This is a genomic window from Endobacterium cereale, assembly GCF_009617585.1.
Classification (GTDB): Bacteria; Pseudomonadota; Alphaproteobacteria; order Rhizobiales; family Rhizobiaceae; genus Neorhizobium; species Neorhizobium cereale.
Map to the genome: position 1 here is coordinate 90,807 of NZ_WIXI01000042.1, position 26,462 is coordinate 117,268.

Genomic DNA, 26,462 nt, shown 5'->3' on the forward strand with positions numbered 1-26,462 from the left:
TTGATCGATCGCGGAACCCAAGGTCACGCGAGTGGTGAAACCGATGTTCTGAAGAGGGAAGTTCGTTCAAGACGCGGTGCTAAGGCGCAATAAGCAAAGCTCAGAAAGCAAAAGATCGATGAGACAAAAGTAGGTCGGACAACGCGAAATGTCAACTTTTAGTTTTTTTCGAGCGCGACGGCTAGCGAATACGTTGTGTTTTTTGCTTCGTATCTCATATGCAAGCGAAGGTTTCTGATAACGTTGTCACGCGCGATATTCTGCGCGTAAGATGCAGGTTCAAAAGCGCGGTCCAAGGTTTACCGGGCGGGTATCGTCTGGCTGCGGAAGCGAGTTTGCAAAAGCGGCGGCCTCACCTGAGTAGGGGAAATCATCACCAACCTGGTTGGTTCCTTCGTAAACTGGAAGGTCGGGCCATCGATCTCGACGATCTTGTAATCGTTGACGTATTCGAATTTCGGTGTTCTCCTACCCATGCGGTACTATTCCTCGTCAAGATAACTCGGCACATTTGATTACACCACATTCCTATAGCACGCACGTCTAAGAGCCAGGACCGGTTTATTTGCAGGTTCGCCTGCTGTGTTTCTTTAGCCTTTGAGCAGCAGTACTACCTTGGAGTAGCATTTCGACTGCGTAATCTCACACAGGAACCATCGGCTGGCAGGTTCTACTTCGGGATCGGACATAAAAAGGCCCGCTAATAAGCGGACTTTCTGTCTACAGGAATGCCTCGAGTTTAAGTTTTGTCGACGACGTCCTTGGCATGGCCCTTGGCCTGCTGAGCATCACCCTTTACGCCTTGTGCAGCACCTTTGGCTTCCATGCCGCGGCTGTCGGTGGTGTCGCCGACCGCTTGCTTGGCCTTGCCGGCCAACTCGTTCACCTTTCCCGAAACGCTGTCGGATGTCGAACCCATATTGGTATTCTCCTATTCGACGGTATCGCACGGCATTCAAGTTGCTTACTGATTGCTCTGACCCCACAAAACTGGACCGTTCATAGCTGGAGTTTCCACGGTAATTTCCCGGCAGGGAAAAGGAGCGGAAGCATGAAGGCCTCTCGCCCGCCCAGAAAGCGTTCATTTTGAAGCAGGGCGATGATGGCGTGCCGGTTGCCCAGATCTGCCGGAAGGCAGGGATCAGCCAAGCGACCTATTTCAGCTGGAGTAAGAAATATGCGGCCCTACTGCCGGACGAGATGCGCCGATTAAAGGTATTGGAGGACGAGAATAACCGCTTGAAGAATATTGTCGCCGACACACGTATTCAACAGCAAGCTGCGTCCCGAGTGCCTGAACGCCCATTGGTTCTTGACCCTTGCGGATTCGCCCGAAAATTCGAAGACTTGGCGTCGATACTACAAAGTAGGATCGTCCTCACTCGGCAAATGGCTAGGTCCCGATTGCCATGCATAATCCCGGTGGCGCAACCAGCACGTCATCATGATAGGAGCCGGAAAACGCCAATTCCCGGCGATCCTGGACTTGGTCCCAGAGCAAGCACACGGTGGACGCGTAAAAATGTCGCAAGCCATTCATTGATCACCAGACATGCCATACAGGAGTTTTATTCCGTGTGTTGCATAGAAGCGTGTCGCACTCTTTATGAATTCCCGAACGTGCCATGGCCCCTTGCGAGAGGCATACCCACCCGCATGAACAGTTTTTATGCCGGGCACATAGGCTATATCCGCAACTTCCCCGCATCTGATTGATAGATAGAAATCCTCGAAATAGAGAAAATATTCTGGATCAAACTCCTTCAACTCGCGAAGCATTGAGCTGCGAAACAACATGAAGCAGCCGCTAGCTATCGGTGGGTTCCAGAGTACGTCAGCTTGCGTTTCGCCCTGCATTTCATAACGGGCCAGTCGCCTCCTGAAGAGATTCCCTATCTTCTGCGGCGCATAGCCTCGGATGAAAAGATCAAAGGCGGCTGGATAGCGCTTGCACAAATATTGTCGCTCTCCGTCGGGCCAAACCGCATGAGGCGACAACTGGGCGCACGACGGATTTTTCGCATGAAGTCTAGTGCGAGTTCTAAAGCCTCGGGCGCCATTTCGACATCGGGATTAAGAACAAGATGATATTCTCCGAGCCCGCGAGCGCGAGATTATGCCCGCGAGCAAAGCCGATGTTCCCCTGCCCGTGAATGAGCGAAAAATTCCATTCCGACAATGCAGGTTGCAAGAAATCAGAAAGCGTATTCTGCTCAGAATTATCGATGATCGTTATTGGAGAGCGCTCTTTGAAGGCTCTCAAGTGTCCAATTCAGTTCGGAAAGATCTGGCTTGTAAATGACGATCGACACGGTCAGTAAGGGAGGCGAAGAGTGCATGATATTTCAGCATTTCATGGGTTTTGATCACGCGTAATTACGCATCATCCATTCACGCTTGCGCTGTTTTCATACTGGTCTTCTGGCAACGCATATTTACGCCTCGTGCAATGCATAGGCGTCGTCATCTGAATTTCGGCGGCGCTATAACATTTTATCGAGGGACGGAAAAGGGCGTAGCTGCAGGCACTCTGCTAAAAACCCATGGATTTTCAGGTATACGCTCAATGGCAGCGCGTCCGGCATAACCTAGCAGCATTCTTCGGATGCAACCGCAAAATGCTGGATCGGTTCCAGAAGGTGACGGTCAGGGACCGGTCGAGCCGATCGCCCCTTGCAAATTTCGAGGCTCCGAACTCATGCCACGTCTGCTTCACAGTGACTGAGCTTCGATGTCTCCAAAAAATATCTGGAACAAAACCTGAGGCAGGAGGTTGGTTTTTCAGAACAAATCGAAAAGGAGGATTTCCCATGGACCATACCAATCACGTTCGCCTCAGCACCGCTGAACTCATTCCCGGCACGCTTGAAGGTGCGACCATTTACGGTGCGGACGACCATAAGGTCGGCAAGGTTGATCATATCCACGGCGCCGGTGCTGGCAGCACCGCGATTATTGATGTGGGCGGCTTTTTGGGTATCGGGGTAAAGCCGGTCGCAGTACCCCCCACCGATCTGGAATTCATGCGAGATGAAGATGGCGACGTTCATGCCGTTACGAGTTGGACAAAAGATCAGCTGAAGCAGATGCCTGAGCACAAACACTGATCAGGCGGCAAACAATTGGCAGAAAGGCCCGGCTTAACACCGGGCCTTTCTGTTTGGGGTCGCCCCCTCCTACCTCATTAAAAATTGATATTTTAAGGAATACCCTTCACTTTCCGGCGCGGAAAATTTGAAGTTCGGCATTACTTTGTGCCGTTGCAAAATTCACAATCGACAAGACGAAAGCGGATGCACCTATTGCGCCGGCCTTCCACAGGCTGACAGCCGCAATCTCAATAAACCGTAGGCCACGATCGCGACGACGGCAGATCAGCAGCTATTGCTGCGTTCATTTCTCTCCATGTCCTTGCCACGTGCTCACGCGCGTTCCTCCTTGTAGGTGATGACGCGGTAGATGTAGACGGCGACCAGAACGACGAGCACACCAGTGGAGACCGGATCGACATAATCTGCGACAACACTGTAGGCCTGCCCCAAAAGGTATCCGGCGACTGCGAGTGCTGCTGTCCAGACAAGCGTGCCGACAAAGGATAGTGCCAGAAACTGGCCAATCGGCATGTTCGCGACACCCGCTGGCACAGAGATCAGTGTGCGAACTGTCGGGATCAGCCTGCCAACAAGCACCGAAACCGCACCATGTCGCTTGAAGCGGTCGGCAGCCGCATCCACATCGGACGCAGTCATGGTCAGCCATCGGCCGTGGCGCGCGGCAAATTTCCGCACGCCATCGTGACCGAGCTTTCGCCCCAGAAAATACCAGGGAAGTATGCCGAGCATCGACCCGATGGTTCCGGCCGAGATAACGACAAAAATATTCATGTCCCCCCGCGTCGCAAGATAGCCCGCAAGTGGCATTATCAGTTCTGACGGAATGGGGGGGAAGACATTCTCGAGAAACATGAGAAGCGCGATGCCCACAGGCCCGAGCTTTTCCATCAGCATATGCACCAGGTTTTCCATTCTTGACCTCGACTGTGGCTGCGTTGCCAAACGTTCGACGGGTCGAAAAGTTACATCGGACCATAAGCTGACCGTAGCCAATCGCCGGCGGAGCTCCACTCCGGGCAGATATCCCCCAGTGATCACAGTGACGACAACCTTCCCGTTTCTGGCGCGTTGTCATGCAAATTCCAGATTTGCGGAGCAAACCAGTGCCGACAAAACCTCGTTTCGAATGGCTCGCCAAAGCCGGATACACCGCACGCGGCGTCGTCTTTTTGCTGATAGCGGGCCTAGCGCTGTTTTCCGGTGTGTCCGGAGGAAAACCGGAAACAAAATCGGCACTCTCGACGCTTCTCGACCAACCCTTTGGTCGCGTCTGGGTTGGTCTGATTGGCCTTGGACTTCTTGGTTTTGTGGCCTGGCGGCTCGCTCAGGCTCTTACTGATAGTGACGGTCATGGCAGGGATGCGAAAGGCGTCGTCATTCGTGGCGCGCTGTTGGGGAGCGCAGTGACATATCTCGGTTTGGCCGGTTACGCACTCGGCCATGCCGTGAACATGGGCGGCGGCAACGAGGGATCAGGTGAGCGTGGCCTTGCGGAATGGATCATGGCGCAGCCCTTTGGATCCTACCTTGCGATTGCCATCGGACTTGGCTTTATCGTTGGTGGCGTAGTCACAGCTTCCAAGGGTGTCATGCGCAAGTTCGAGAAATACATCCGCATTCCCGATCAAAAAGGTATTCTAACGACGATCTGCATCTATGGCCTTGTTGCGCGCGGCGTGGTGTTTGCCGTTACCGGCCTTCTATTTGCCTATGCGGGCTTCCGGGTCGATCCGAACAGAGCGGGGAGCATGTCCGATGCGCTGGATTGGTTGAGCCAGCTTCCGTTCGGTTCGGTGATCTATGTCGTGATCGCAGTCGGGCTGGCGGCATTCGGCGTCTACAATCTCATCGAAGCACGATACCGGACCGTCCGTGGACCGACAAAACATGATGTTGAGAGCGCGATACCATTCCGCAATTAAATTACGAGGCTCTACCTTTGGCTGAAATAGGCAGACAGCGCGTCGATATCTTCCGGTGCAAGCCCCTTTGCCGCATCGATCATCAGGTGTCCATAGGATGATCCGCCCCGTGTCCCGGCCTGAAACAATGCCAGTTGCTGACGCAGATAAGCGGCATTCTGGCCGGACAGCTTTGGATAGGCCGGATTGGCACCTGCCCTGTCGTGACAACTCAAGCAAGCCGGCACTTTGTCCGATACCCGCCCGCTCTCGGCAAGCACCCTGCCCTTTTCGATCAGCGCAGGATCTTGAGCCGTCTTTTGTCGAACGGCCGGTGCTTGCCCGGCGTAATAGGCAGCGAGTTCGGGAAGACTTTCTACAGGCAATGTGCCGACCGCCACCTGCATGATGCCGCTTGGTCGCTCCTTGGCCGTGTATGACTTCAAGGCGTTGAGAAGATAGAGTTCCGACTGCCCCGCAAGCCTTGGAATGTGGCTGCCGTCGTTTAGCTTACTTTCGGCGTGGCAGCTTTCGCAGGTGATCGGCAAGGGGGACACTTCGCCAGAATGGCCAATGCCGTGCAAACCGGAAGCCTTGATGTAGTCCTCGGCATTCATCTCCGGCAGTTTTTTCAGAAAGGCCACCATCGACCAGACCTCGTCGTCGCGTGACTGTGCAGGCCATGCCGGCATGCCGGTAAAACGCACACCATGCTTGACGATTTCGAACAGTTCGCCGTCAGACCATTCAGGCACGACCGTCTTCAAGTCCGGCGGCGGCGGCAGCATGGCCATCACCGAAGCCGGCCGGCCTTGCGCTGGCGAACCGTGACAGATGGCACAGCCGGTCTCGAAATGCCCCGCGGCGCCGGGTATCAGGGCGAGGTCATCCAGAGGCGGCGCCTTTTCAGTCGTGACAGCGCGCGCGGAAACGGAATTGCGCATCACCCAATGCAGGAACCAGTCAGTGACGGCCCAGTGACCGGTGGAGGCGCGTACGCTCATCAGGCCGGACCAGCCGAAGGCAAGACCCAGAAGTGGCGCAAGGATAGCAAGCACAATCAGGTGCTTCCAGCGGATGCTCATTCGCCTCTCCCTCTCGAAACCTCGGGGATCCCGGTATTGAGTGTCGTGGCCAGCAATGAGACGCCACCGGCAAGGTAGACTGCGGCTCCCACCAGCAGCATGATGACACCTCCGGCCTGTTGGTCGACGACCGGGCTGAGCGGAATGCCGAAACAGGTCACCTCATCTGATCCATAAAGAGCGCGTGGTGAAAGGGCGAGAAGCGCACCGAGAAGCGTCATGTGCATGGAAGTGAACAATAGGCCGACCGCACCTGCCAGACGCCGCGCGTCTCTTCCTGTTTTCAGCCCGCCGAGGCAGGACAGCCAGAGCATCAGGCCAGCGAGAAGAAACGTTATCTGCTCCAGTCCCGCAACCGGTGCTGATTTTTCCGATAGCGCTCGCAAAACAGGGATATGCCATGCCCAGACCGCAATAAGCTCGATGATTGAAGCCAGGATCGGCGAGAACCACGGCAAGCGTGCCGGAAAATCGAAACGCGTCCCTGACAGACTGACGGCGATCAGAGGCGCAGCACACGCGACCACACCCATATGGACGAGCATATGCACGGTGAAGGAAGACCGATCCGCAAAGGGCAGCACCACACCCCATAAGATCGCAAGCAGGATCAGACCTGCGAGGAATGTCGCTCGTCTCATCGCTGGCACTCCGCAATGAAGATCAGCGGGATCGCCGCATAAACGACGGCCACGAAGCTGAGGCCGGACAGAAGAAGCGTTGCAAAGCCCTGAAAAAGCGCGCGATCCTTGCGCGTCGGCTCGTCATGCGGCGGATCGCCGGAACCGAAACCCCATTGCCGCCATGCGAGATAAGCCGAGAGCACGATGACAGCAAGCGCGATGATCGTGAAGCCACCCAATGCCAGCCGTACCGTGTCGAAGCTGATATCAAGCGTGGCGGCCTTGGCGCAATAGACGGCGACGGCGGCATAACAGCCGATGAAATGCATTGCCCAGACTGTCGGAGCCGTGAACAGGGTCCAGAGGCTCTCCACCTCGCGCGGAATAAAGCTTTTCATGTGCTCACCATCGGGAAGAGGCCGAGAACGGCGAAGGTAACCACGGCAGTAAAGGCCATGAAATGCCAGTAGAGCGTGACGTTGCGGATATCCTGATCATGCTCAGCCGTCATGCAACCTGCGAAACTGCGGGCCAGACAATAGGCCAGCATCACAACGCCCACTGCACCGTGAACAACCGTCCAGATCGCGATCACCCAGACCGTGGCGGGATAGACGTTGGATGTCGGATCCATGCCTTGGAGATATGGTCCTGCGAGACCTGCGAGGCAGGCGGCGATCGTGACGATGATGCCGGCAACCAGCGCGATGCGGCAGCCCGCCGGCCCCTTCTCGTTGAGCGCCCGTGCGGCAATGGTCAGAAGCCACGCGATAACGAACAGGACGAGCGCCACCATCGGCCAGAACGCACCCGGTCCAGCAGAGCCGGCTGTAAAATCGTCATGCACCGTCCAGTAGAAGAAATAACCGAAGATCAGGCTGGCAAAGGCGGTGCCGTCGCCGACCATGGTGATGAACATTGCCCACCAGCCAACGGAGGCGGGACCGGACACATAGGCGGGGAGTTTTTGTCCGAGCCCGACATCGACTTCCTCCGCCTCGGGGATCTGTGCAGTACCGGTCCATAGCCACCAGATGATGGCAATGAAGGTGATAACGGCGCAGATGATGGTAGGTATCCACCAGTGGAAGGTGAGTGCAATAAACACGCCACCGAGCGCCATCGCCGAAATCATCGGCACGTAAGATACGCCGCCGACACGCAGGCATTGGATAGGTTCGGCATCGAGAACGGACGTGACGAGGGTTTCGCGTTTGCCGGATTTGGCGTCCGGCAGGTAATAGCGCCCTGCCTCGATATCGGCCTGCAGGTTTTCCTGTTCCCAGAGCGGATAACGGCTGGTGATAATCGGCACCGAACGCATGCCCCAGTCCTCTGATGGATCATTGGTCCATTCCAGCGTTCCGGCATTCCATGGGTTGAGGTTGCGTGTCTCCGGCTCGGGCTTCGGGCGGAAAATGTCGATGACGAAGGTCAAAACCCCGGCGGCGAAGATGAAAGCACCGATCGTCGAGACGAGATTGAACAGGTCCCAGCCAAACTCTTCCGGATAGGTGAAGACACGGCGCGGCATGCCGCGCAGGCCGGAAAAATGCATGGGGAAGAACGCGATGTTGAAGCCGACAAACATCAACCAGAAGGCAACCTTACCCCAAGCATCCGACAGCTTCTTTCCCGTCACGAAGGGGAAGTAATAATAGATGCCCGCCACGATCGGGAAGAACATGCCGCCGATCAGCACGTAATGCAGGTGGGCGACGATGAAATAGGTATCATGCGCCTGCCAGTCGAAGGGCGCGAGCGCCACCATGACGCCGGTGAGGCCGCCGATGGTGAAAATCGCCAGCCCCCCTGCCCCGAACAGCATCGGCACGGAAAAGATCACACGGCCCGCCAGCATGGTGGCGACAAAGACAAAAATCTGCACGCCTGTCGGGATCGCCACCGCTTCCGATGCGGCGGAGAAGAATGCGAGTGAGATCTGCGGCAGACCTGTGGTGAACATGTGATGCACCCACAGACCGAAACTGAGGAAACCCGTTCCGACGGCGGCCAGCACGATCCACGAATAACCAACGATCGGTCGCTGCGAAAAGGTTGGCACGATCATCGCCATCAGGGCGATGGCCGGCAGGAAGATGATGTAGACTTCCGGGTGGCCAAAAATCCAGAACAGGTGCTGCCACAAAAGCGGATCGCCGCCACGCGAAACGTCGAAAAACGGCCAGTCGAACATCCGCTCCATTTCGAAAAGGATGTCGCCGGCGATCAGCGGTGGAAAAGCGAAAAGGATCATGCCGGCGACGATCAGCAGATACCAGGCGAACATCGGCATCATGTTGATACGCATGCCCGGCGCGCGGCATTTCATGATGCCGACAATGATCTCGACGGCCGCCGCAATAGACGCCACCTCGATGAAGGAAAGACCGAGCAGCCAGATATCCGCGCCGATGCCAGCATATTCCTTGTCGGTTGCGAGCGGCGGATACATGAACCATCCGGCATTGGGAGCGGCGTTGAAAAAGATCGAGCCGCAGACAAAGATGCCGCCGAGCAGAAAGCTCCAGAAACCGAAGGCCGAGAGACGCGGAAACGGCAATTCGCGTGCGCCGAGCATGGAAGGCAGGAGAAAGATCGCCACCGCCTCGAAGATCGGCACGGCAAACAGAAACATCATCACCGTGCCGTGCAGGGTAAAGGCCTGATTGTAGAGCTCAGCCGAGATGAGGTTGTTGTTGGGAGTGGCGAGCTGGGCGCGCATGAGAAGCCCGAGCGCGCCGGCAAACAGCATGAATACGAAGGCGGTGACACCGTACCAGAGGCCGATCTCGCTATTGTTGACCGAGGTCCAGTATCGCCAGCCGCCCGGTGTCTTCCAGACCTTGCGTAAGCGCTCTTCCTGTGCGGCCCGCTCTTCGGGCGAAAAATTGCCGAGCTCCACCATCACCTGAGCTCCTTCAGAAAGGCTGCGATTTTCTTGATGTCGTGTTCGGGAAGCATGCCGAAATGCGGCATCTTTACACCCGGCTTGATCCTGCCTGGATGGGCAACGAAGCGCGCGATGTCTTCTGCGGTATGCGGCAATGTTCCGGCGGCCAGCGTGCCGCGCTCGCCGAACGCCGTCAGGTCCGGGCCTATACGGCCACTGGCTGCCGTGCCGGAGATCGCGTGACAGGCACCGCAGCCGTTGTTGAGAAAAACGGCCAGCCCTTCAGCATCCTGCGGATCTGATGTCCGGCGCTCGGCAAGCCATGCCTCATGCTCCGCAGGCGCGACTGCCCGGACAGTGAAAGCCATCAGCGCATGGGACTCGCCGCAGAATTCGGCACAGACACCGCGATAGGTCCCCTCTCGGTCTGCCGTCAGCGTCAGCGGGTTGGTGCGACCCGGGATCATATCCATTTTCCCTCCGAGCGAGGGGACCCAGAAGGAATGGATAACGTCCGCTGCCTTGAGCGAAAAATGTGTGGGTTGGCCGACCGGTATACGCACCTCGTTGGCCGTCTCGAACACCACGCTGCCTGCTTCATCCAGATAGCGTACCCGCCACCAGAACTGTTCGCCGGTCACCTCGACACGACGCACCTGCTGGTCGTCCGGCACCCATGGCCGGATCGCCGGCATCAGCCACATGCCATAGGAAAGAAGAGCGCAGAGAATGACCGTCGGAATGATCGCGCCGCACCAGAGAATGACACGCCCGGCGGTCTGTTCACTATGCTGATGTTTCTTGCGTGCGGAATAGATGAGGGCAGACACAAGCCCGATCCAGATCACCGCGCCACCAACCAGCATTACGTAAAATAGCTGCGCGACTTTAGCCGCCTCCGGCCCGGCAGGATCGAGCGTGGAATGGTTGCCGGAGCAGGAACTGACGAGACAGGTAGCCAAGAGGAGTGCGATCGGACAGAGCGGCGCCGAAAATCTTCTGTTTCGGGTTGGCCGACATCGGTCGGTCAATCGCTCATCCGTCATCTATGTCAGCACCCCTGCCGGTGCGCGAATCTCGGTTTCGCGCCTGTCCATTCGGTACTTAACTCGCAGATGACCAAACAGTTCCCTGAGCATTCCGCGCAGACGGCATGCCGCCTGCCGCGCTCAGGTCTTCCGGTGTGTCGACATCCAGCAAGGCCGCCTCGCCGATTTCGACATCGACAATGACAGCCGCGCTATCCTTCAGTAGTGCTCGCGCTCCCACATCCCCGGAAAGACCTTTAAGGCGCTCGAACCATGTGGAGGGAAAAACAACCGGGTTGCCGGGCTTCCTATTGCCCGTGGCACGTATAACGCATGCGCCTTGCTGCTTGCGAAAGGCCGCCATAAGCTGATCCAGTTGCGAGGCTTCGATCCCCGGCATATCGGCAAGAGCGATCAAAACGCCATCCGGCTTGTTTTCCTGCGCCGCCATCACCCCAACACGAATGGAGGATGCCATGCCGGAGGCGTCATCAGGATTTTCAACCACGCGCACATCCAGATCTCCGATGGTATCCTTCAACGCGTTGTGTCCCTCGCCTATGACGACCACTACGGCCAGGCGGTCACTTCCGATGGCAGACAGGACCGATTTTCTGAGAAGCGGCACGCCGTTAAAACCTGACAGGAGCTTATGCCCCGCTTGTTTCATACGGCTAGACCGACCGGCCGCCAGCATAACGATGCTGACGGACGGAGATGTGTTCCGTTCGGTATTCTCGACCGTTTGCATAATGTCATCCATATAAAGCCAACCGACTGGCTGCGATATCCGCGACAACCGAAAGTGCCAATGCCGTCGCATCCCGAGTTGGCCCAAAGATCCCAATCGGCGCCTTGATCCGATCGATGTCCTGTCGGGAGAAACCCCGTCGTTGCATGCGCTCCGAGCGTTGGTGGTGAGTACGAGCGCTGCCCAAAGCTCCGACATAGAAGGCTGAAGACACCATGGCAGCGTCCAGGAGACGCTCCTCGGCATCGAGGTCATGGTGCAACAGCACAACGGCCGTAAAAGCATCCATCGTGCTGGCGAGATCTTGTTGAAGACCATTCTGTAAAATGACATCCCAACGAGAGGTCGTAGCGAGCCGGGCAACCGCGTCGGCCTCCATGTTAGCTCCCGAAATAACGACACGCGTCACCGGGCGGTAGACCGTGACGAATTCGGCACCTTGCCAACAGGGGCGTTGAGGACATTCAGAAAGCTGGAGCAACTGGGCCTCGGGAGAATATCGCAGAGCCATCGGCATTCTGTCGGCAACGCCATCGAGAATGGCGCGCAGCGGTTCAGCGTTCCGCAGCACATGGATCGCCACCGTTATTCCGCCACCGCAAGGCAGCACGATATCGAAGAATGGCGAGCCTTCACCATAGGTGACGCTGCGGTCCTTGCCTTTGGCAATCGCCTGCATGGCTTCCGACGCCACAGCGGCCTCAACACAACCGCCTGAAACATACCCGCAGAAACGTCCATCGGCGGCGATGGCGATATGCGAGCCGAGTGCCCTCGCCGCACCGCCCCGAATGTCCACCAGCGTCGCCAGTGCAACTCCCCCCTCACCAAAAGCGTCGACAGCAAACCTCAGGATGTCGGCAGGCTGATCTCCACCATCAATTCGAACCGGCGTTGGTCTGCCCCCACTGTCATTGTCGAATTGCGATGGAGGTTTTGCCATCATGGCTCCGTCAAGCGACATCAGGCAGTCCTCCAATCAGCTTGTCGAGCGTAATCGGATAATCCCGCACCCGCACGCCCGTCGCATTGTAGATCGCGTTGGCGATCGCGGCTGCCACGCCACACAGACCAAGTTCACCCACGCCCTTCGCCTTCATCGGCGACGAATAGGGATCCGTCTCATCCATAAAGATGACCTCCTGATGCGGAATGTCGGCGTGGACCGGCACTTCGTAACCGGCGAGATCATGATTGACGAAAAAGCCGCGACGGGTATCCACGGCAAGTTCTTCCGAAAGCGCACCGCCCGCACCCATCGTCATCGCGCCGATCATCTGGCTGCGGGCCGTGATCGGATTGAGGATGCGACCGGCAGCGCAGACGGCCAACATGCGACGGATACGGGTCTCGCCCGTTGCAACATCAACTCCGACCTCGACAAAATGCCCGCCGAATGTCGATTGCTGATGGGTCTCGGTCAGATCGCCCCAGGTCATCGTATCCTCGCCTACGAGACCATCCGCGCCTGCGGCCTCCGCAAGGGGCACGGTCCTGTTGCCCGACCTGACACTGCCGTCCTCGAAAATAACGTCCACCGAATTGAAGCCGAGCTTGCGAGCAACCGCTTCGCGCAGCTTGATGCAGGCCGCATAAACACCGGAGGTCGAGGAGTTGGCACCGAACTGGCCGCCGGAACCGGCCGAGACGGGAAAACGGGAATCCCCAAGCTGCACGGCGACCCTGTCGATACCGACGCCCATCATTTCGGCGGCGGTCTGGGCAATGATCGTGTAGCTGCCGGTGCCGATATCAGTCATGTCGGTTTCGACCGTGACAATCCCATCGCCATCCAACCGCACACGTGCACCGGATGGCAGAACGAGGTTGTTGCGGAATGCAGCGGCCACACCGAGACCTATCATCCAGTTTCCTTCGCGACGCGCGGCAGGCGCCTTGCGTGCATGCCATCCGAAACGTTCGGCACCCAACTTGAGACAGCCAATGAGATCGCGGTGCGAAAATGGCCGTTCAGGGTTTTCCGGGTCGACCTGGGTGTCGTTGATGATACGAAATGCGATCGGGTCGATCCCAAGTTTCTCTGCCATCTCGTCAACGGCGATTTCCAGCGCCATCAGCCCCGGAGCCTCGCCCGGCGCACGCATGGCATTGCCTTCCGGCAGATCCAGCGCGGCAAGCCGCATCGCTGTCATACGGTTTTCCCCGGCATACAGAAGCCGGGTCTGCATGACGGCGGTTTCCAATGATCCGTCCGGAAGATTGCCTGACCAGCTTTCATGCCCGATGGCGGTGATTTTTCCATCCCGCTGCGCGCCTATGCGGATACGTTGCAGCGTTGCCGGGCGATGCGTCGTGTTGTTTGCAATGAATGGCCGCGGCAGTGCGACCTTGACGGGCCGCCCACAGGCCTTCGCTCCAAAGGCAGCCAGAACCGCATCGACACGCAGAAACAGCTTTCCGCCAAACCCTCCGCCGATGAAGGGCGACATCAGATGCACCTTTTCCTTATCAATGCCGAGCGTCTGCGCAAAATCGCCGCGCCACCAGTCGATCATCTGGCTTGATGTCCACAATGTCACCTCGTCGCCATTCCAGGCGGCGATGGACGCGTGCGGTTCCATCATTGCATGCGACTGGTCCGGGGTGGCGTATCTCGCGTCTAGCGTGACCGGAGCGGCCCGGAAAGCTGCATCGAAATCACCGGCAGCGCTGTCGGGCTGTTGTGATTCATCCGGTTTGACAGCCTTCTCTGCCGCCGTTTCGAGATCGAAAACGCCCTTTTCCTCAGCGTAGTCGACCTTGATCAGAGACGCTGCGGATCGGGCCTCCTCAAACGTTTCGGCAACAACCACCGCGATCGCCTGATGATAATGCTGGATCTGGGTTCCACCAAAAAGGTTTGCTGTGTTGAACTGCCCTTTCTTCAGGTCCCCAACGTCAAGCGTTGTCACGACCGCCAAAACGCCGGGTGCAGCCTTCGCGGCAGACGTATCCATCGATGTGATGCGGCCCTTGGCGATGGCGGAGCCGACGGGATAACCATAACCATAGGCATAGGCGACATCCGCATCATGCCACTCATACGCATATTTGGCGCGCCCGGTGGTTTTGAGTTGCCCATCGATGCGGTGGATCGGTTTGCCCACGACCTTCATCCGGTCGATCGGATTGGTAGTTGCCGGTGTGTCGAACTGCATGGCCTTACCCCCTTGCTTCTGCGATCACGGCACCGAGCGTGCGCTCGACCAGATCGATCTTGAACCGGTTATCGTCGGTGGGACGAGCGCCCTCGAGCAGAATGCCGGACGTTGCTCTCGCACCATTGGACAGTTCAGCGTCTGCTGCCTCCAAGCGCCACGGTTTCGGCGCCACGCCTCCCACCGCCACGCGCCCTCTCCCGTCAGGCTGGACCACGGCAGCGATGGAAACGAGTGCAAAAGCGTAGGATGCCCGGTCGCGCACCTTTCGGTAGATCTGTTTGCCGCCGATCGGCTTCGGCAAAACGACGGCCGTGATAAATTCGCCGTCTTCAAGCGCCGTCTCGATATGCGGCGCATCACCCGGCAGGCGATGGAAATCAGCAATCGGTATCGAGCGCGTCGCACCATCGCTTTTCACGGTTTCGATCTCGGCATCGAGCGCGCGCATGGCGACGGCCATATCGCTAGGATGCGTTGCGATACAGGCATCGCTCGTGCCGATCACGCCGAGCTGGCGCGTCACGCCGCCAATGGCGGAACAGCCGGACCCCGCCAGCCTTTTGTTGCAGGGCTGGTTGGGATCGTAAAAGTAGGGACATCGCGTCCGCTGCAACAGATTACCGGCTGTCGTCGCCTTGTTGCGAAGCTGACCGGAAGCGCCGGCCACGAGCGCACGCGACAGAAGTCCGTAATCCCGCCGGACAGTTTCGTTTGCGGCCAGATCGGTATTGCGCACCAGCGCGCCGATACGTAGCCCACCTTCGGGCGTTGCCGCAATTTTATCCAAGCCGGTACCGTTTACGTCGATGAGATGCTGCGGCGTTTCGATCTCCAGCTTCATCAAATCGAGAAGGTTGGTGCCGCCAGCAATATATTTGGCGCCGGGATTTTCGGCTGCGGCCCTTGCTGCCGCTTCCGCTGTCGAGGCGCGTTCATAGGTGAAGGCTTTCATGGGCGTGCCTCCGCAACCTCGACAATGGCGTCGAGGATGTTGGAGTACGCCCCGCATCGACAGAGATTGCCGCTCATGCGCTCGCGAATTTCGGCCTCCGAAATTTTTGCCTGTTGGGTCAGATCGGATGTGGCGTGGCTGGGAATATTGGCCCTGATCTCCTCCAGGACCGCCAGGGAGGAACAGATCTGGCCGGGCGTGCAATAACCGCACTGAAACCCGTCATGCTTGACGAATGCTGCCTGCATCGGATGCAGATTACCGGGCGCGCCCAATCCTTCGATCGTCGTGACATTGTCGCCTTCATGCATGACAGCGAGCGTCAGACAGGCATTGATGCGCCGACCATCGACGAGAACGGTGCAGGCGCCACACTGCCCGTGGTCGCAGCCCTTTTTGGTACCGGTCATGTGAAGATGTTCACGCAGCGCATCGAGAAGCGTCGTACGGTTGTCGACGTTCAACTGCTGTTGCTCTCCATTCACCGTAAAGGAGACCTGGGTTTTGTAATCCGTACTGGTGCTGTAATCCATATCGCTCCCCATCGATTGTGCCGCCACGGGACTGGCGGCGTGTCCGCTTACCGCGACTGTCGCGGCTGATGAGATAAGCAGGTCTCGGCGTGAAAGTTCCAAATGAAGCGGGCTTGTCACGTTCACCTCCGTGCTGAAGTCAGGCCCGCGCAGCATTGCGGGCGTCTCACATCAAACAATACGGTTCAAGCGAGGGCTTCGTTCCGAAACGATCAGGCAAGGATGTCAGCAAGGCCATATGCGCCTCATTCATGAATGACGCTTCAGGGCGGCCCCGCTGATATCCCGTGAAGAACACCAAAGGAGAGGTGGAACGATCCCTCGCCCTCTTCCGTTGAACCATCTCCAACGACAAACGAGGAGATAATCATGGCGATCAATAAAAGCGGTTCCGCGCACTGGGTCGGCGGCATCAAGGACGGCAAGGGCGAAATTTCGACCGAGAGCGGCGCGCTGAAAGCGCAGCCTTACGGCTTCAACACCCGTTTCGAGGGCGTGCCGGGCAGCAATCCGGAGGAACTGATCGGCGCAGCGCACGCCGCCTGCTTCACCATGGCGCTGTCGAAAATTCTCGGTGAAGCCGGCTTTACGGCAACCGCACTCGATACCAAAGCAACGGTCACGCTGGACAAGGTCGGAGATGGGTTCGGCATCACAGCCATCAAGCTCGATCTCACCGGCACCGTTCCCGGCACAGATGAGGCGACATTCAAGGAACTGGCAGAAAAGGCGAAAGCCGGATGCCCTGTTTCAAAGGCATTGGCGGCCGTGCCGATCAGCCTTACTGTTTCGTTTTCTTGACAAACAAGGCGACCGGCCATTGTGTCCGGTCGCCTTTCAACGCCGGGCAACGTCGCGCTTCGCGGCATCATCTGATCCAGAACCGTAAACCAGCGCGAATGTTAAGTCGGAGGAAACTCAGCGAAGATGCTGAAGATCCACCAGGATTCGATGGATCTGGATACGCGCCGGCAATTCGATCAGCAATTCTGCATCACGCGGCAGATGATGAACCGCCACCGGATCGCCCTTGGTAAAGCTGGTCATTGAATCGATGTCGGCCCAATAGGAGATGGTCGTAAACCACGTCTCCTCCTCACGATCCTCCCGCAAAAGCTGAACACCCAGCGCCGCCTTTTCAAGGGGCGGAACGCCATAAGCGCGGTTATATGCTTCGTATTCATCGGCTCGGTCTGGCCGGGTTCGGCCCCGCCAGATACGGGCAACTGCCGGTTTTTGTGCCATGGCCCCGATCTCGCTGCTGTCGTTTCAAGAGTTCATCGATTTCAGATGACTGACGACTTCCGCCTGTTTTTTGTCATCGAGAATCTCGACCTTTTCCTTCCAAAAGGCCGAGGCTGCATCTGGCTCGTCTTCCCATTGACGCGTGGAGACGACGTTGTCGTCCATCTTTGCCAGCCTTGTTCCGCCGAGCTTTTTATATTCCTTGGCAAGGTCCAATGCTTTTGCTTCTGTCATGACAGTCTCCATTGCTGGGTAATTCCTAACCGGCCTTCACTACCGCTTCGCGGACAGCAAAACCCGATCATGCCGTTACCGGCTGGTGATGTGGAGCGCTCCGGCGTCTCCAAGACTTCTCTGAACGGCCGAATACTGATTTGAGGTGATGTCTGCAGAGACTTCGATTTCACCTTTAATTGGTGCATCGCCGAGACGGCTCTCACCGGCGTCGCCACCTGATGGACGCGTGCCTACGGTATTTTTTTTATCGGCAGCCTGGATAAAAATGTCCGACCTCGGCACACCGTGTTGCTGCACGAGATGCTCGACGGCGATATCAGCATCCGCTCGCGTCTCGAAAGTGGCCCGAATTGTCATCGTGCTGGTGTCAGCCATTACAATCTCCTTTGGTTACAGTAACCAAACGCCGACAAGCACACATGGTTTCGAGGTCCGGCCATTGTTTTAGGCTGAAGATGTCAACCGCGCAGAAGACCGGCATTTTTTGCGGCACTTCGGAAGACAGCAGCAGCCACTTCGGAGTCGACTTGTCCTTCTGTCGCCTTGATGCAGACCTTCCGGGCTTTGCCGGCCTCGGTACACTCCTTGGGGAAATCATGAGACAAGGACACAAGCGCGTCCCGGCTGTTTCGCACGCAGCGGGGTCCACCTGAAACGTCGCTCAGGACTTGCACGGGATGTTCCCAGAATTCGGTCATTTGTTATTCCAATCATTCATATGTACGGGCGAGCAGCGCGGCCTAACCAGCCTCAGCTCCGTTCCAGACAGCCGACTTCAGAATGAGCCTGCCGCATAGGAAACGTTCAAAAATCCCTTTGCGTAGATGCCTGCCGAAAAAACAGCGGCAAACAGCGCAAGCGCTGGTACAAAATCTTCAGCCAAGGTTCTTGTGCCGGCCATAACTGTGACTGCAACCTTACGCATTACCCCGACCTCGAAACTGTTTTTTCGTTCCGTCGACATAATTCCGTGAGTAGCAATCAGTTCCCATGAATTTTGAGGTATATGCGCATTGGCAATAGCGACAGTCCAAATGGATGGTCGGGCATTGAATGCACGTTGCTCCCAAGCATCGGAAAAGCCTATTCCGCGGGGAAAAGGTCCCAATCTGAATCCTTGGCGCCGAGAATGGCCGAAGATATGAGACTTGCCGCAATTTGCGAGAAGGTGATGCCATTTCCGCCGTAGCCCATGGTCACGAACACGTTGCGCATGCCCGGCGCATGATCGATAATCGGAAGGCCGTTTGGGGTCACCCCGAAAGCTGCCGACCATACGAAGTCGGGTCTGCCGATTGATATGCCGGTGAGGTCGTGAAGCTTTTCCGTAAGCGCCCTCACCTTCCCCTCGGTCTTACCGGCGTCCTTATAGGCCTCCGGGCTATCCTCATCTTCACCTCCGGCGATCACGCGACCGTCGGGCGTTGAGCGGAAATAGAGATATGGGTCAGCTCCCTCCCAGACGAGATAGTCGTCCAGCCATTCGGGTCGCTTCAGGTGCGGGCGGCTCGCCAAAGCCCAGGTCGAAATGATGGTGTGTTTCCGATTGGCGACGCCTTCGAGGAACTCATAGCCCGTGCAGAACACGATATTGCGCGCCGAGATTATCTGCCCCTGCGACGTCGCGACGAAAGCCGCACCGCTATGTTCACGCACATCCGTGATTTCGACATCGGAGACGATCTCGACACCTTTTTGCCGAGCCTGACGCAACAAGCCGGCTGTCAGTTGCACGGGATTCGCCGATGCGGATATGGCGCTAACGATCGCAGCTTTTCGCGACGCGATGCCATATCGTTCTTCAAGTGCCACATGATCAACAAATTCGGCCTTGATACCGGCGCTCTTGCGCGCCTCCACTTCTTTTTTCAAAGCGCGAGCACCGTAGCTCTCGCCCGCGAGAAACAGGCTGCGCCGGCGTTCGAAGGAACATTGAATGTCGAGGTCGCGCACGATGCCTGAAAGCTCCTCGACCGCGCGCGCGGACCGCCGCCAGACCCGCGCTGATTTTTCGGCTCCCATCTGTCGCTCAAGGCGATGGAGGGGAATGTCGATTTCATGCTGGATCATGGCGGTGCTTGCGGCGCTGCTGCCTCGCACCGGCATTCTGCGATCTATGATGAGCACGCTCAGATTTGTTCCCGACAATGCATGCGCCATGAGTGCACCGCTGATGCCGGCTCCGACGATGATAACGTCATATGTCCGCGCAGACGGGCTCTTGCGCGTGACAATCGAAGTTCGCGTTCCGGTCAGCCACAAAGGCTGATCCTGTCGCAGCTTCTGTTTATGGGTCAGGCTTTGGGGATTGTTCAAGTGAAAATTCCAGATGGGAATGGAGATTGGCTGATTTTGCCGGGTAACGGACGCGATCGCCTATTGTTCCGCGCCCAAACATCTCTGCAAACAGGCATGACCAAAGCGGAACACAGCGTCATGCGGCGCGTTGTTGCGCCACCCACAACAGCGTGGGCCAGTTTCTGGATGCACTTGATGCCATCAGTTCGCACTACCCTGCAAAACTCCGTCAGCCAGCGCCCACACCACCAACTGGCCTGCTTCTGCTTCAGCTCGCTCAATGCGGCCCCCATGTATTTTCCGATCAGGAGAGCACGTTGATGTCCGCCACAGAAACGTCACCCGAAGCTCTCGACAGCAAGACCGACATGACACCCGAAGAGGCTGAACGTGCTCGCAAGCGCTATCTGCTAAAACGCTTCTGGATAAGCGCGCGTGGTTACTGGAGCCGCAAGGGGGACCGGCTCGCCTGGCCCTGCACCATTGCGCTTCTCGTTCTGATCGGCATCAACGTTGCCTTCCAATACGGCATCAATGTCTGGAACCGCGAACTCTTCGACGCTATCGAACAACGCAATGCATCGACGGTCTACTATCTGGGCACCGTTTTTCCGTTGCTTGTGCTTGGCAGCGTGACGCTTGTTACCACCCAGGTTTTTGGCCGCATGATGATTCAGCGGCGTTGGCGGTCGTGGTTGACCAAGGCGCTGATTGCACGCTGGCTCGACCACGGACGCTATTATCAATTAAACCTCATCGGCGGTGATCATCAAAACCCGGAGGCCCGCATCTCGGAGGATATGCGGATCGCAACCGAGGCCCCGGTCGATTTCGTTTCAGGTGTGATCTCGGCTTTCGTATCCGCATCGACGTTCATCGTCGTGCTCTGGACAATCGGCGGCGCACTGACCCTGCCCATTGCCGGGTCATATGTCACCATCCCCGGTTTTCTCGTCATCGCCGCAGTCATCTATGCCACAGTTACATCGGGATCGATTGCCTTTATCGCTCGTCACTTTGTCCAGGTGTCCGAGGTAAAGAATCAGGTCGAGGCAGAGTTTCGTTATTCGCTGACACGCGTGCGGGAAAACGGCGAGAGTATCGCGCTGCTGGGCGGCGAAGAGGAAGAACGCAACGAACTCGACCGCTCCTTCAAGACCGTTCGCAAACAATGGCGTCTGCTCGCGCATCAGTACATGCGGACGACGGTTGTCTCCCATGGCTCCCTGCTGATTGCGCCCGTCGTGCCCGTCCTGTTGTGCGCTCCCAAATTCCTTGATGGCAGCATGTCGCTTGGCGAGGTGATGCAGGCAGCATCCGCATTTACCATCGTGCAGACGGCCTTTGGCTGGCTTGTCGACAACTATCCGCGCCTTGCCGACTGGAATGCCTGTGCCCGGCGCGTCGCATCACTGATGATGTCGCTTGATGGGCTGGAGAAAGCCGAAGAGAGCGAAACGGTCGGACGCATCAAGCGTGGAGGGACTGAGGGGAACACCATTCTCAGCCTCAATGACCTATCCGTCTCGCTCGGCGACGGCACCGCCGTGGTCAAGGAAACAGAGGTCGAGATTGAGCCGGGTGAGCGGGTCCTCGTTGCCGGAGAGTCCGGTTCGGGCAAAAGCACTCTGGTTCGCGCCATTGCCGGGCTTTGGCCATGGGGCGATGGAAGCGTCAATTTTCGCGATGGTGCAAATCTCTTCATGCTGCCGCAAAAACCATACATTCCATCCGGGACACTCAAACGGGCCGTTGCCTACCCCCACGGGGCAGACGAGTGGGATACGGAGACCATGACGACCGCACTCGAAAAGGTCGGGCTCGGTCATCTTGCCGACAAGCTTGAGGAAGATGCGCCATGGGACCACACATTATCGGGTGGAGAAAAGCAGCGTCTGGCTTTCGCACGGTTATTGCTCCATCATCCCGAAATTGTCATCATGGACGAGGCAACTTCAGCCCTCGATGACAAAAGCCAGGACAAGATCATGCAGATGCTGATCGACGAGTTGCCTGATGTGACCATCGTCAGCGTCGGACACCGGACAGAACTGGAAGCATTCCATAGCCGCAAGATCACGCTCGAAAAACGTGAGGGCGGAGCGCGGCTGGTGAGCGACATCGACCTCATTCCACATGTCAGAAAACGGACGGTATTGTCACGGCTTCTGCCGCGGTCTCGGTGAATTCGAAAGCGAGACGAAAATCGCAAGATAGCAATCGTGTTGATTGCCCCAAAAGGAGTTCCGGCGGAACTTTTATCGCGCAATCGAATTCTTTCCATTCTTTAGGGGGCATTTGCGCGGAACCATGGACCAGCACATCTTCAGGATCGGTAACAACGTCTCAACAACAGCAAAAGCCGAAAGCGTTTCATTCCTGATCGATGCGGCCGACTACTACTCGGAATTGGCCTGCGCCATACGATCCGCAAAGAAGCAGATCTGGATCGTCGGCTGGGATTTTCATGCGCATCTTGCGCTCACTCCCGATCGAGAAGATCCGACATGGCTCGATGAGCTTCTGCTCGCGCAACTCGAAGCTTCGGATGATCTCGTCATCCACATTCTGGTCTGGGGAATGGGACCAATATATTCTGGAAAATCCCTAAAAATTTTCCGCAGAGAAGGCTTTTTGAGCCACCCTCGCGTCAAGATCTGTTTTGATTTCAAGCACCCGTTTATGGCGTCTCATCACCAGAAGATCGTTTCGATCGACAGCGAGGTCGCATTCATGGGCGGCATCGACCTGACGGAGGGGCGCTGGGACGACAGCCGCCACCTCGCACGCAATCCACTGCGGGTCAAACGAGACGGAATACCATATGAGCCGGTCCACGATGTTCAGGTGCGGGTGACGGGCGAGGCCGCAACCGCAGTTCAGGATATAGCGCGTCAGCGGTGGCTGCGGGCAACCCGCGAGCAGGTGGCGAATGCCGAACGTAACACCGCGGCCTCACCGTGGCCTGTGAACAGACCCGCCGATCTGTCCGATGCGACGATTGCCCTCTCCCTGACCGATCCTCAAGCGAGAGGTGGCAAGTTCCAGTCCCTGGCTCTTGCGCTGGACGCCATTGCCGCCGCAAAATCGCATATCTACATCGAGGCTCAGTATCTTGCGTCCTTTCGGGTCGCCCGGGCTCTTGCAGCCCGGTTGCAGAGCATGGATGCCCCCGAGATCGTAATCATCGTCACCCGCATATCGCATGGCTTTATCGAACGACAGATCATGGGCCGTAACCGAACCCGGATCATCCGCAAGCTGAAACGTCAGGACCTCTATGATCGTCTCTGGGTAATGTATGCCGTTGTTGCGGATGAAGACAGCGCCAACAGCCAGGACATTCTCATCCATTCGAAGCTTATGATTGTCGATGACGCGTTTTTGCGGATCGGCTCTTCGAACCTGAACAACCGATCAGAACGTTTTGACACGGAAGCCGATCTGTCGCTTGTCGCGACGAATGCCAGGGACAAGAAGGCCATAGCCGGGTTACGCAACAGGCTGATGGCGGAGCATCTTGGCAGTTCTCCCGAGGTGATTTCCGCAGTATTCCGCAAGACAGGCTCGCTGCAGGCGGTCATTCGCGCAAACAACAGCTTGTCACGTGGCCTTCGACATTTCGATGTCGATCTCCAGCAGGGCTCAGTTTCACCCGCCCTTGCAACGCCTGTTGTCGATCCTTCGGAAAGGTCTCTGTTTCGCAGTCTGGTGCAGGGCGTCTGGCGAAAGACGTTAGCCCGCGGACGTTACGTCTTTCGCTTTTTTGGCCGGAATCGCGAACTCGCTTGCGGCAAGAAGGAGAAGGCCTCCCGCTAGCGGAAGGAAATAATAAACCACCCGGAATGCGATGACTGCTGCAACGGCGTGGACACCCGGCATGATGGCCGCCACTGTTGCCTCCAGAACCCCCACTCCTCCCGGAACGTGGCTGATGATTGCGGCAACGTTTGCGATGATGGATACGGCGGCAACTTTCAGGTAATTGGCGTCGGAGAAGGCCGACAGCATCTGATGCAGGCTGGCCGCAACAAGCGCGAAGTTGACCGTCCCCACAAGGAGTTGCAGGCAAGCGAGCTTCAGATTGGGCAATTTGAGAACCTGCCCGCGAATGGTGATGGAGCGGCGCGAAAAAGCGGCAGCACAAAGATATCCGATCGGCAACAGAATGCCGGCACAAGCCAGTGCCATTATGCCGCTGTGCCCGAGCCCGGTCAGCTCCGAGGCTTCTGTAGCCCTCAGGAAGAGCGAAGCGCTGCCCAGTGTCGACAATCCAAGCGCGACCGTCACGCCGCAAAACGTGATCACAAGCCCGACCTCGGCCGCGCTCAGCCCCCAACGAGAATAATAACGATAGCGGATTGCGCCGCTGCTCAGTGCGGCGACACCGATATTGTGCCCCAAGGACAAGGCAACGAATGATGTCAGCGTCGTCTGCCAGAGCGGCAGAACCTTGCCGATATAGCGAATGGCCAGAGCATCAAACAGTGAAAGGCAGAGATAGGAAGCCAAGGCAAACGCAAGTCCGAGCGCCAGATGGTCGCCGGGGATCTGCAGGACTGTCCGATATATCTCGTCGAACGTGTATTGGCTCAGCGTCTTCCACAGAAGATAACACGCGCCGGCTATTGCCAGGATTATCAGTATCTTGAACAGGTATCTCAGGATCATCTGCCGGCTCTCGTTGCAACGTGCTGGAACGAAAACACACACGGTCGGGTTCCCATGCCATGATTGAAAAGCGCAAGAAAGAATTTTCGGTACTCACCTACAATGTCCATGGATGCGTGGGCACGGACCGGCAGCTTGATATCGACCGCGTTGCCGCGGTCATACAGGCCACCGATGCTGATATCGTGATGCTGCAAGAGCTCGACGTCGGCCGCCAACGCTCAGGGGGGGCGGACCAGGCCCATGAATTGGCCGCACGATTGGAGATGGCCTATCATTTCAATGCCGCCCTTCACATCGAGAGCGAACAGTATGGTGACGCAATTCTGACCCGCCATCCGATGGAGCTTATCCGCGCCGGCCATCTGTCATCAGTCGGCGAGACGCGCGGCGCAATCTGGGTCGAAGTGACCGTTGGCGATCAAACACTCAACGTGATCAATACGCATCTGGGATTACGGCGTAGCGAGCGGCTGGCGCAGATACGTGAACTTCATGGACCAGATTGGCTGGGCAACGATCGTTGCCAGCAAAATCCGACCATTTTTGGCGGAGATCTTAATGCGGTTCCCTCATCACAGGCATTCAGGAACGTGAAGCTGCAGACGCAGATCTGTTCGAATTCACGGTGGCGCCGTTACAGTCCAACCTTTCCCTCGCGATATCCCCTTCTGCGACTGGACCATATTTTTCATTCGCAGGATCTGGAAATGACCGCGATTGCAGCGATTGACAGCGGAGATGCCAAAATAGCTTCAGATCATCTGCCGCTGTTGGCGCAGCTGTGTTTGGAATTCTAATTGATAGTCATCAGCCTTCCCAGCTTTCGTGGCTCGTAAATCTGGTTCTTCCAGTCGATATGCCCTTCAGTCTCCTGATCGTTCAGTTCGCCGCGATCGAACTGCAGCAGCCGTCACTGGATGAGGTTGGCGGAAACGCCGTACGTGCGCTGTGCGTCGCTCCGTCTGGCCGCCGGAATAGGTCGAAGCAAGCCCACGCACGACTTGACGCCAGGATGACGGAACGATTCCCTATTCCAGTCGGTTTATCGGGACGACTATCGCTGGAGTAAGCCGACATGAATGCGCCGCGTGCGAATTGGAAAGGTCATATCACCTTCGGCGAGGTCACCTGCCCCGTCGCGCTTTATACCGCCGCCTCTTCTTCAGAACGGATCAGCTTCAATATCCTCAATCGCAAGACGGGCAACCGCGTCCGCCGCGAATTTGTCGATAGCGAGACAGGCGATACAATCGGGCACGACGATCAGGTCAAGGGATACGAGACCGGCAATGGCCGATATGTCGTTCTCGAGCCGGAAGAAATCGCGGCGGCCATTCCCGATAGCGACAAGACGCTCACCATCGATGCGTTCATACCCTGCGTTGAGATCGACGATGTCTACTTTGACAAACCCTACTATCTGGCACCCCAGAAATCCGGCGAGGAAGCGTTTGCACTGCTACGTGACGGAATGAAGGAAGCCAAGGTTGCGGCGATTGCCAGCACTGTCCTGTTTCGACGCCTGCGAACCGTCCTGATCTGCCCGTATGGCGACGGTCTGATCGGCACGACATTGAATTTTGACTATGAGGTCCGTTCCGCCGAAGAAGCGTTCGACGATATGCCCGACGTCAAGATCGACGAGGAGATGCTCGATCTTGCAGCTCACATCATCGGCACGAAAAAGAGCCGTTATGACGCATCCAAATTCGACGATCAATATGAGGAGGCACTGGCCGAACTGGTGAAGGCGAAGGTCGAAGGAAAGCCGTTCAAGAAGATAAAAACCGTCAAGGCCTCGAAGCCCAGCGATTTGTTACAGGCGCTGAAGGACAGCGCCGGAGCGACAAAAAAATCGGCCGGCAAGCCCAGATCCGCCAATTCCAACAGCGCTCGAAAGAAAGTCGCCAAATCGTCGGCAGGCAGTTCATCATCAAGGCGGAAGGCCGGATAGGCGGGAGGTCACCA

The 26,462-nt window shown here is 57.2% G+C and carries 27 protein-coding genes and 2 pseudogenes; 8 read left to right on the forward strand and 21 right to left on the reverse strand.

All coding sequences use genetic code 11. The features are described 5' to 3' along the window. Positions 1–279: 279 nt before the first annotated feature. Positions 280–476, reverse strand: a pseudogene (locus GAO09_RS11920) (hypothetical protein). 263 nt (positions 477–739) lie between these two features. After that, a complete protein-coding gene (locus GAO09_RS11925) occupies positions 740–919 on the reverse strand; it encodes a CsbD family protein (protein WP_153354227.1) in 180 nt (59 codons plus the stop codon). A gap of 164 nt (positions 920–1,083) precedes the next feature. Here GAO09_RS11925 and GAO09_RS11930 point away from each other — a divergent pair. Further along, positions 1,084–1,302 (forward strand): annotated as a pseudogene (locus GAO09_RS11930) (transposase); the annotation flags it as partial. 234 nt (positions 1,303–1,536) lie between these two features. Here the strand turns inward: GAO09_RS11930 and GAO09_RS30070 are convergent. Continuing rightward, positions 1,537–1,956, reverse strand: a complete 420-nt coding sequence (locus GAO09_RS30070; RefSeq protein ID WP_235938104.1) for a glycosyltransferase family 2 protein — start codon at positions 1,954–1,956, stop codon at positions 1,537–1,539. Positions 1,957–2,810: 854 nt separating this feature from the next. Between GAO09_RS30070 and GAO09_RS11940 the strand changes: the two genes are divergently transcribed. Continuing rightward, a complete protein-coding gene (locus GAO09_RS11940; protein ID WP_153354228.1) occupies positions 2,811–3,107 on the forward strand; it encodes a PRC-barrel domain-containing protein in 297 nt (98 codons plus the stop codon). 315 nt (positions 3,108–3,422) lie between these two features. On the opposite strand, the gene GAO09_RS11945 is transcribed toward GAO09_RS11940, so the two are convergent. Next, positions 3,423–4,025 (reverse strand): DedA family protein, encoded by a 603-nt coding sequence (locus GAO09_RS11945; RefSeq protein ID WP_153354229.1) that lies wholly within the window; start codon positions 4,023–4,025, stop codon positions 3,423–3,425. Between the two features lie 191 nt (positions 4,026–4,216). Here GAO09_RS11945 and GAO09_RS11950 point away from each other — a divergent pair, with 191 nt between their 5' ends. Continuing rightward, positions 4,217–5,035 carry a DUF1206 domain-containing protein gene (locus GAO09_RS11950; protein WP_324185532.1) on the forward strand — a complete coding sequence of 273 codons (819 nt, stop codon included), beginning with the start codon at positions 4,217–4,219 and terminating at the stop codon, positions 5,033–5,035. 11 nt (positions 5,036–5,046) lie between these two features. On the opposite strand, the gene GAO09_RS11955 is transcribed toward GAO09_RS11950, so the two are convergent. The 10 genes from GAO09_RS11955 to paoA form a co-directional block, all read right to left on the reverse strand. Further along, positions 5,047–6,099: a c-type cytochrome gene (locus tag GAO09_RS11955; protein ID WP_153354231.1), complete on the reverse strand. Its 1,053-nt coding sequence runs from the start codon at positions 6,097–6,099 to the stop codon at positions 5,047–5,049. Further along, complete coding sequence (locus tag GAO09_RS11960; RefSeq protein ID WP_153354232.1) at positions 6,096–6,740, reverse strand: cytochrome c oxidase assembly protein; 645 nt, start codon at positions 6,738–6,740, stop codon at positions 6,096–6,098. Before GAO09_RS11960 ends, GAO09_RS11955 begins: the two co-directional genes overlap by 4 nt. Then, on the reverse strand, positions 6,737–7,120 hold the full coding sequence (locus GAO09_RS11965; RefSeq protein WP_153354233.1) for a hypothetical protein: 384 nt from the start codon (positions 7,118–7,120) through the stop codon (positions 6,737–6,739). Before GAO09_RS11965 ends, GAO09_RS11960 begins: the two co-directional genes overlap by 4 nt. Continuing rightward, a complete protein-coding gene (ctaD, locus tag GAO09_RS11970) occupies positions 7,117–9,630 on the reverse strand; it encodes a cytochrome c oxidase subunit I (protein WP_153354234.1) in 2,514 nt (837 codons plus the stop codon). The genes GAO09_RS11965 and ctaD overlap by 4 nt, the downstream gene beginning before the upstream one ends. Next, a complete protein-coding gene (gene coxB, locus GAO09_RS11975; RefSeq protein WP_235938063.1) occupies positions 9,630–10,577 on the reverse strand; it encodes a cytochrome c oxidase subunit II in 948 nt (315 codons plus the stop codon). The genes ctaD and coxB overlap by 1 nt, the downstream gene beginning before the upstream one ends. A gap of 142 nt (positions 10,578–10,719) precedes the next feature. Further along, entirely contained in the window at positions 10,720–11,340 is a 621-nt protein-coding gene (locus tag GAO09_RS11980) for a nucleotidyltransferase family protein (protein WP_235938065.1), read from the reverse strand. Between the two features lie 58 nt (positions 11,341–11,398). Then, a complete protein-coding gene (locus tag GAO09_RS11985; RefSeq protein WP_153354364.1) occupies positions 11,399–12,337 on the reverse strand; it encodes an XdhC family protein in 939 nt (312 codons plus the stop codon). Between the two features lie 10 nt (positions 12,338–12,347). Beyond that, entirely contained in the window at positions 12,348–14,552 is a 2,205-nt protein-coding gene (paoC, locus tag GAO09_RS11990) for an aldehyde oxidoreductase molybdenum-binding subunit PaoC (protein ID WP_153354237.1), read from the reverse strand. Positions 14,553–14,556: 4 nt separating this feature from the next. Continuing rightward, complete coding sequence (locus tag GAO09_RS11995) at positions 14,557–15,507, reverse strand: FAD binding domain-containing protein (protein WP_153354238.1); 951 nt, start codon at positions 15,505–15,507, stop codon at positions 14,557–14,559. Continuing rightward, complete coding sequence (paoA, locus tag GAO09_RS12000) at positions 15,504–16,196, reverse strand: aldehyde dehydrogenase iron-sulfur subunit PaoA (RefSeq protein WP_153354239.1); 693 nt, start codon at positions 16,194–16,196, stop codon at positions 15,504–15,506. The genes GAO09_RS11995 and paoA overlap by 4 nt, the downstream gene beginning before the upstream one ends. Positions 16,197–16,409: 213 nt before the next feature. On the opposite strand from paoA, the gene GAO09_RS12005 reads away from it, so the two are divergent. Then, on the forward strand, positions 16,410–16,841 hold the full coding sequence (locus GAO09_RS12005) for an OsmC family protein (protein WP_153354240.1): 432 nt from the start codon (positions 16,410–16,412) through the stop codon (positions 16,839–16,841). 117 nt (positions 16,842–16,958) lie between these two features. On the opposite strand, the gene GAO09_RS12010 is transcribed toward GAO09_RS12005, so the two are convergent. The 6 genes from GAO09_RS12010 to GAO09_RS12035 form a co-directional block, all read right to left on the reverse strand. Then, positions 16,959–17,285, reverse strand: a complete 327-nt coding sequence (locus tag GAO09_RS12010; RefSeq protein WP_153354241.1) for an antibiotic biosynthesis monooxygenase family protein — start codon at positions 17,283–17,285, stop codon at positions 16,959–16,961. A 24-nt stretch (positions 17,286–17,309) separates the two neighbouring features. Further along, a complete protein-coding gene (locus GAO09_RS12015) occupies positions 17,310–17,519 on the reverse strand; it encodes a hypothetical protein (RefSeq protein ID WP_153354242.1) in 210 nt (69 codons plus the stop codon). A 75-nt stretch (positions 17,520–17,594) separates the two neighbouring features. Further along, entirely contained in the window at positions 17,595–17,897 is a 303-nt protein-coding gene (locus GAO09_RS12020; protein ID WP_153354243.1) for a hypothetical protein, read from the reverse strand. A gap of 83 nt (positions 17,898–17,980) precedes the next feature. Continuing rightward, entirely contained in the window at positions 17,981–18,220 is a 240-nt protein-coding gene (locus tag GAO09_RS30545) for a DUF982 domain-containing protein (RefSeq protein ID WP_153354244.1), read from the reverse strand. Between the two features lie 77 nt (positions 18,221–18,297). Further along, positions 18,298–18,630, reverse strand: coding sequence for a hypothetical protein (locus tag GAO09_RS12030; RefSeq protein ID WP_153354245.1), 333 nt, complete (start codon positions 18,628–18,630; stop codon positions 18,298–18,300). Then, positions 18,606–19,784 (reverse strand): NAD(P)/FAD-dependent oxidoreductase, encoded by a 1,179-nt coding sequence (locus GAO09_RS12035; protein WP_235938070.1) that lies wholly within the window; start codon positions 19,782–19,784, stop codon positions 18,606–18,608. Before GAO09_RS12035 ends, GAO09_RS12030 begins: the two co-directional genes overlap by 25 nt. A gap of 356 nt (positions 19,785–20,140) precedes the next feature. On the opposite strand from GAO09_RS12035, the gene GAO09_RS12040 reads away from it, so the two are divergent. After that, positions 20,141–22,006 (forward strand): ABC transporter ATP-binding protein/permease, encoded by a 1,866-nt coding sequence (locus GAO09_RS12040; RefSeq protein WP_153354247.1) that lies wholly within the window; start codon positions 20,141–20,143, stop codon positions 22,004–22,006. Between the two features lie 124 nt (positions 22,007–22,130). Then, positions 22,131–23,639: a phospholipase D-like domain-containing protein gene (locus tag GAO09_RS12045; RefSeq protein WP_153354248.1), complete on the forward strand. Its 1,509-nt coding sequence runs from the start codon at positions 22,131–22,133 to the stop codon at positions 23,637–23,639. Here the strand turns inward: GAO09_RS12045 and GAO09_RS12050 are convergent. Next, a complete protein-coding gene (locus GAO09_RS12050; protein WP_153354249.1) occupies positions 23,556–24,491 on the reverse strand; it encodes a putative bifunctional lysylphosphatidylglycerol flippase/synthetase in 936 nt (311 codons plus the stop codon). The genes GAO09_RS12045 and GAO09_RS12050 overlap by 84 nt on opposite strands. A 59-nt stretch (positions 24,492–24,550) precedes the next feature. Between GAO09_RS12050 and GAO09_RS12055 the strand changes: the two genes are divergently transcribed. Continuing rightward, on the forward strand, positions 24,551–25,291 hold the full coding sequence (locus tag GAO09_RS12055) for an endonuclease/exonuclease/phosphatase family protein (protein ID WP_153354250.1): 741 nt from the start codon (positions 24,551–24,553) through the stop codon (positions 25,289–25,291). 278 nt (positions 25,292–25,569) lie between these two features. After that, on the forward strand, positions 25,570–26,448 hold the full coding sequence (ku, locus tag GAO09_RS12060) for a non-homologous end joining protein Ku (RefSeq protein WP_153354251.1): 879 nt from the start codon (positions 25,570–25,572) through the stop codon (positions 26,446–26,448). Positions 26,449–26,462: the final 14 nt, after the last annotated feature.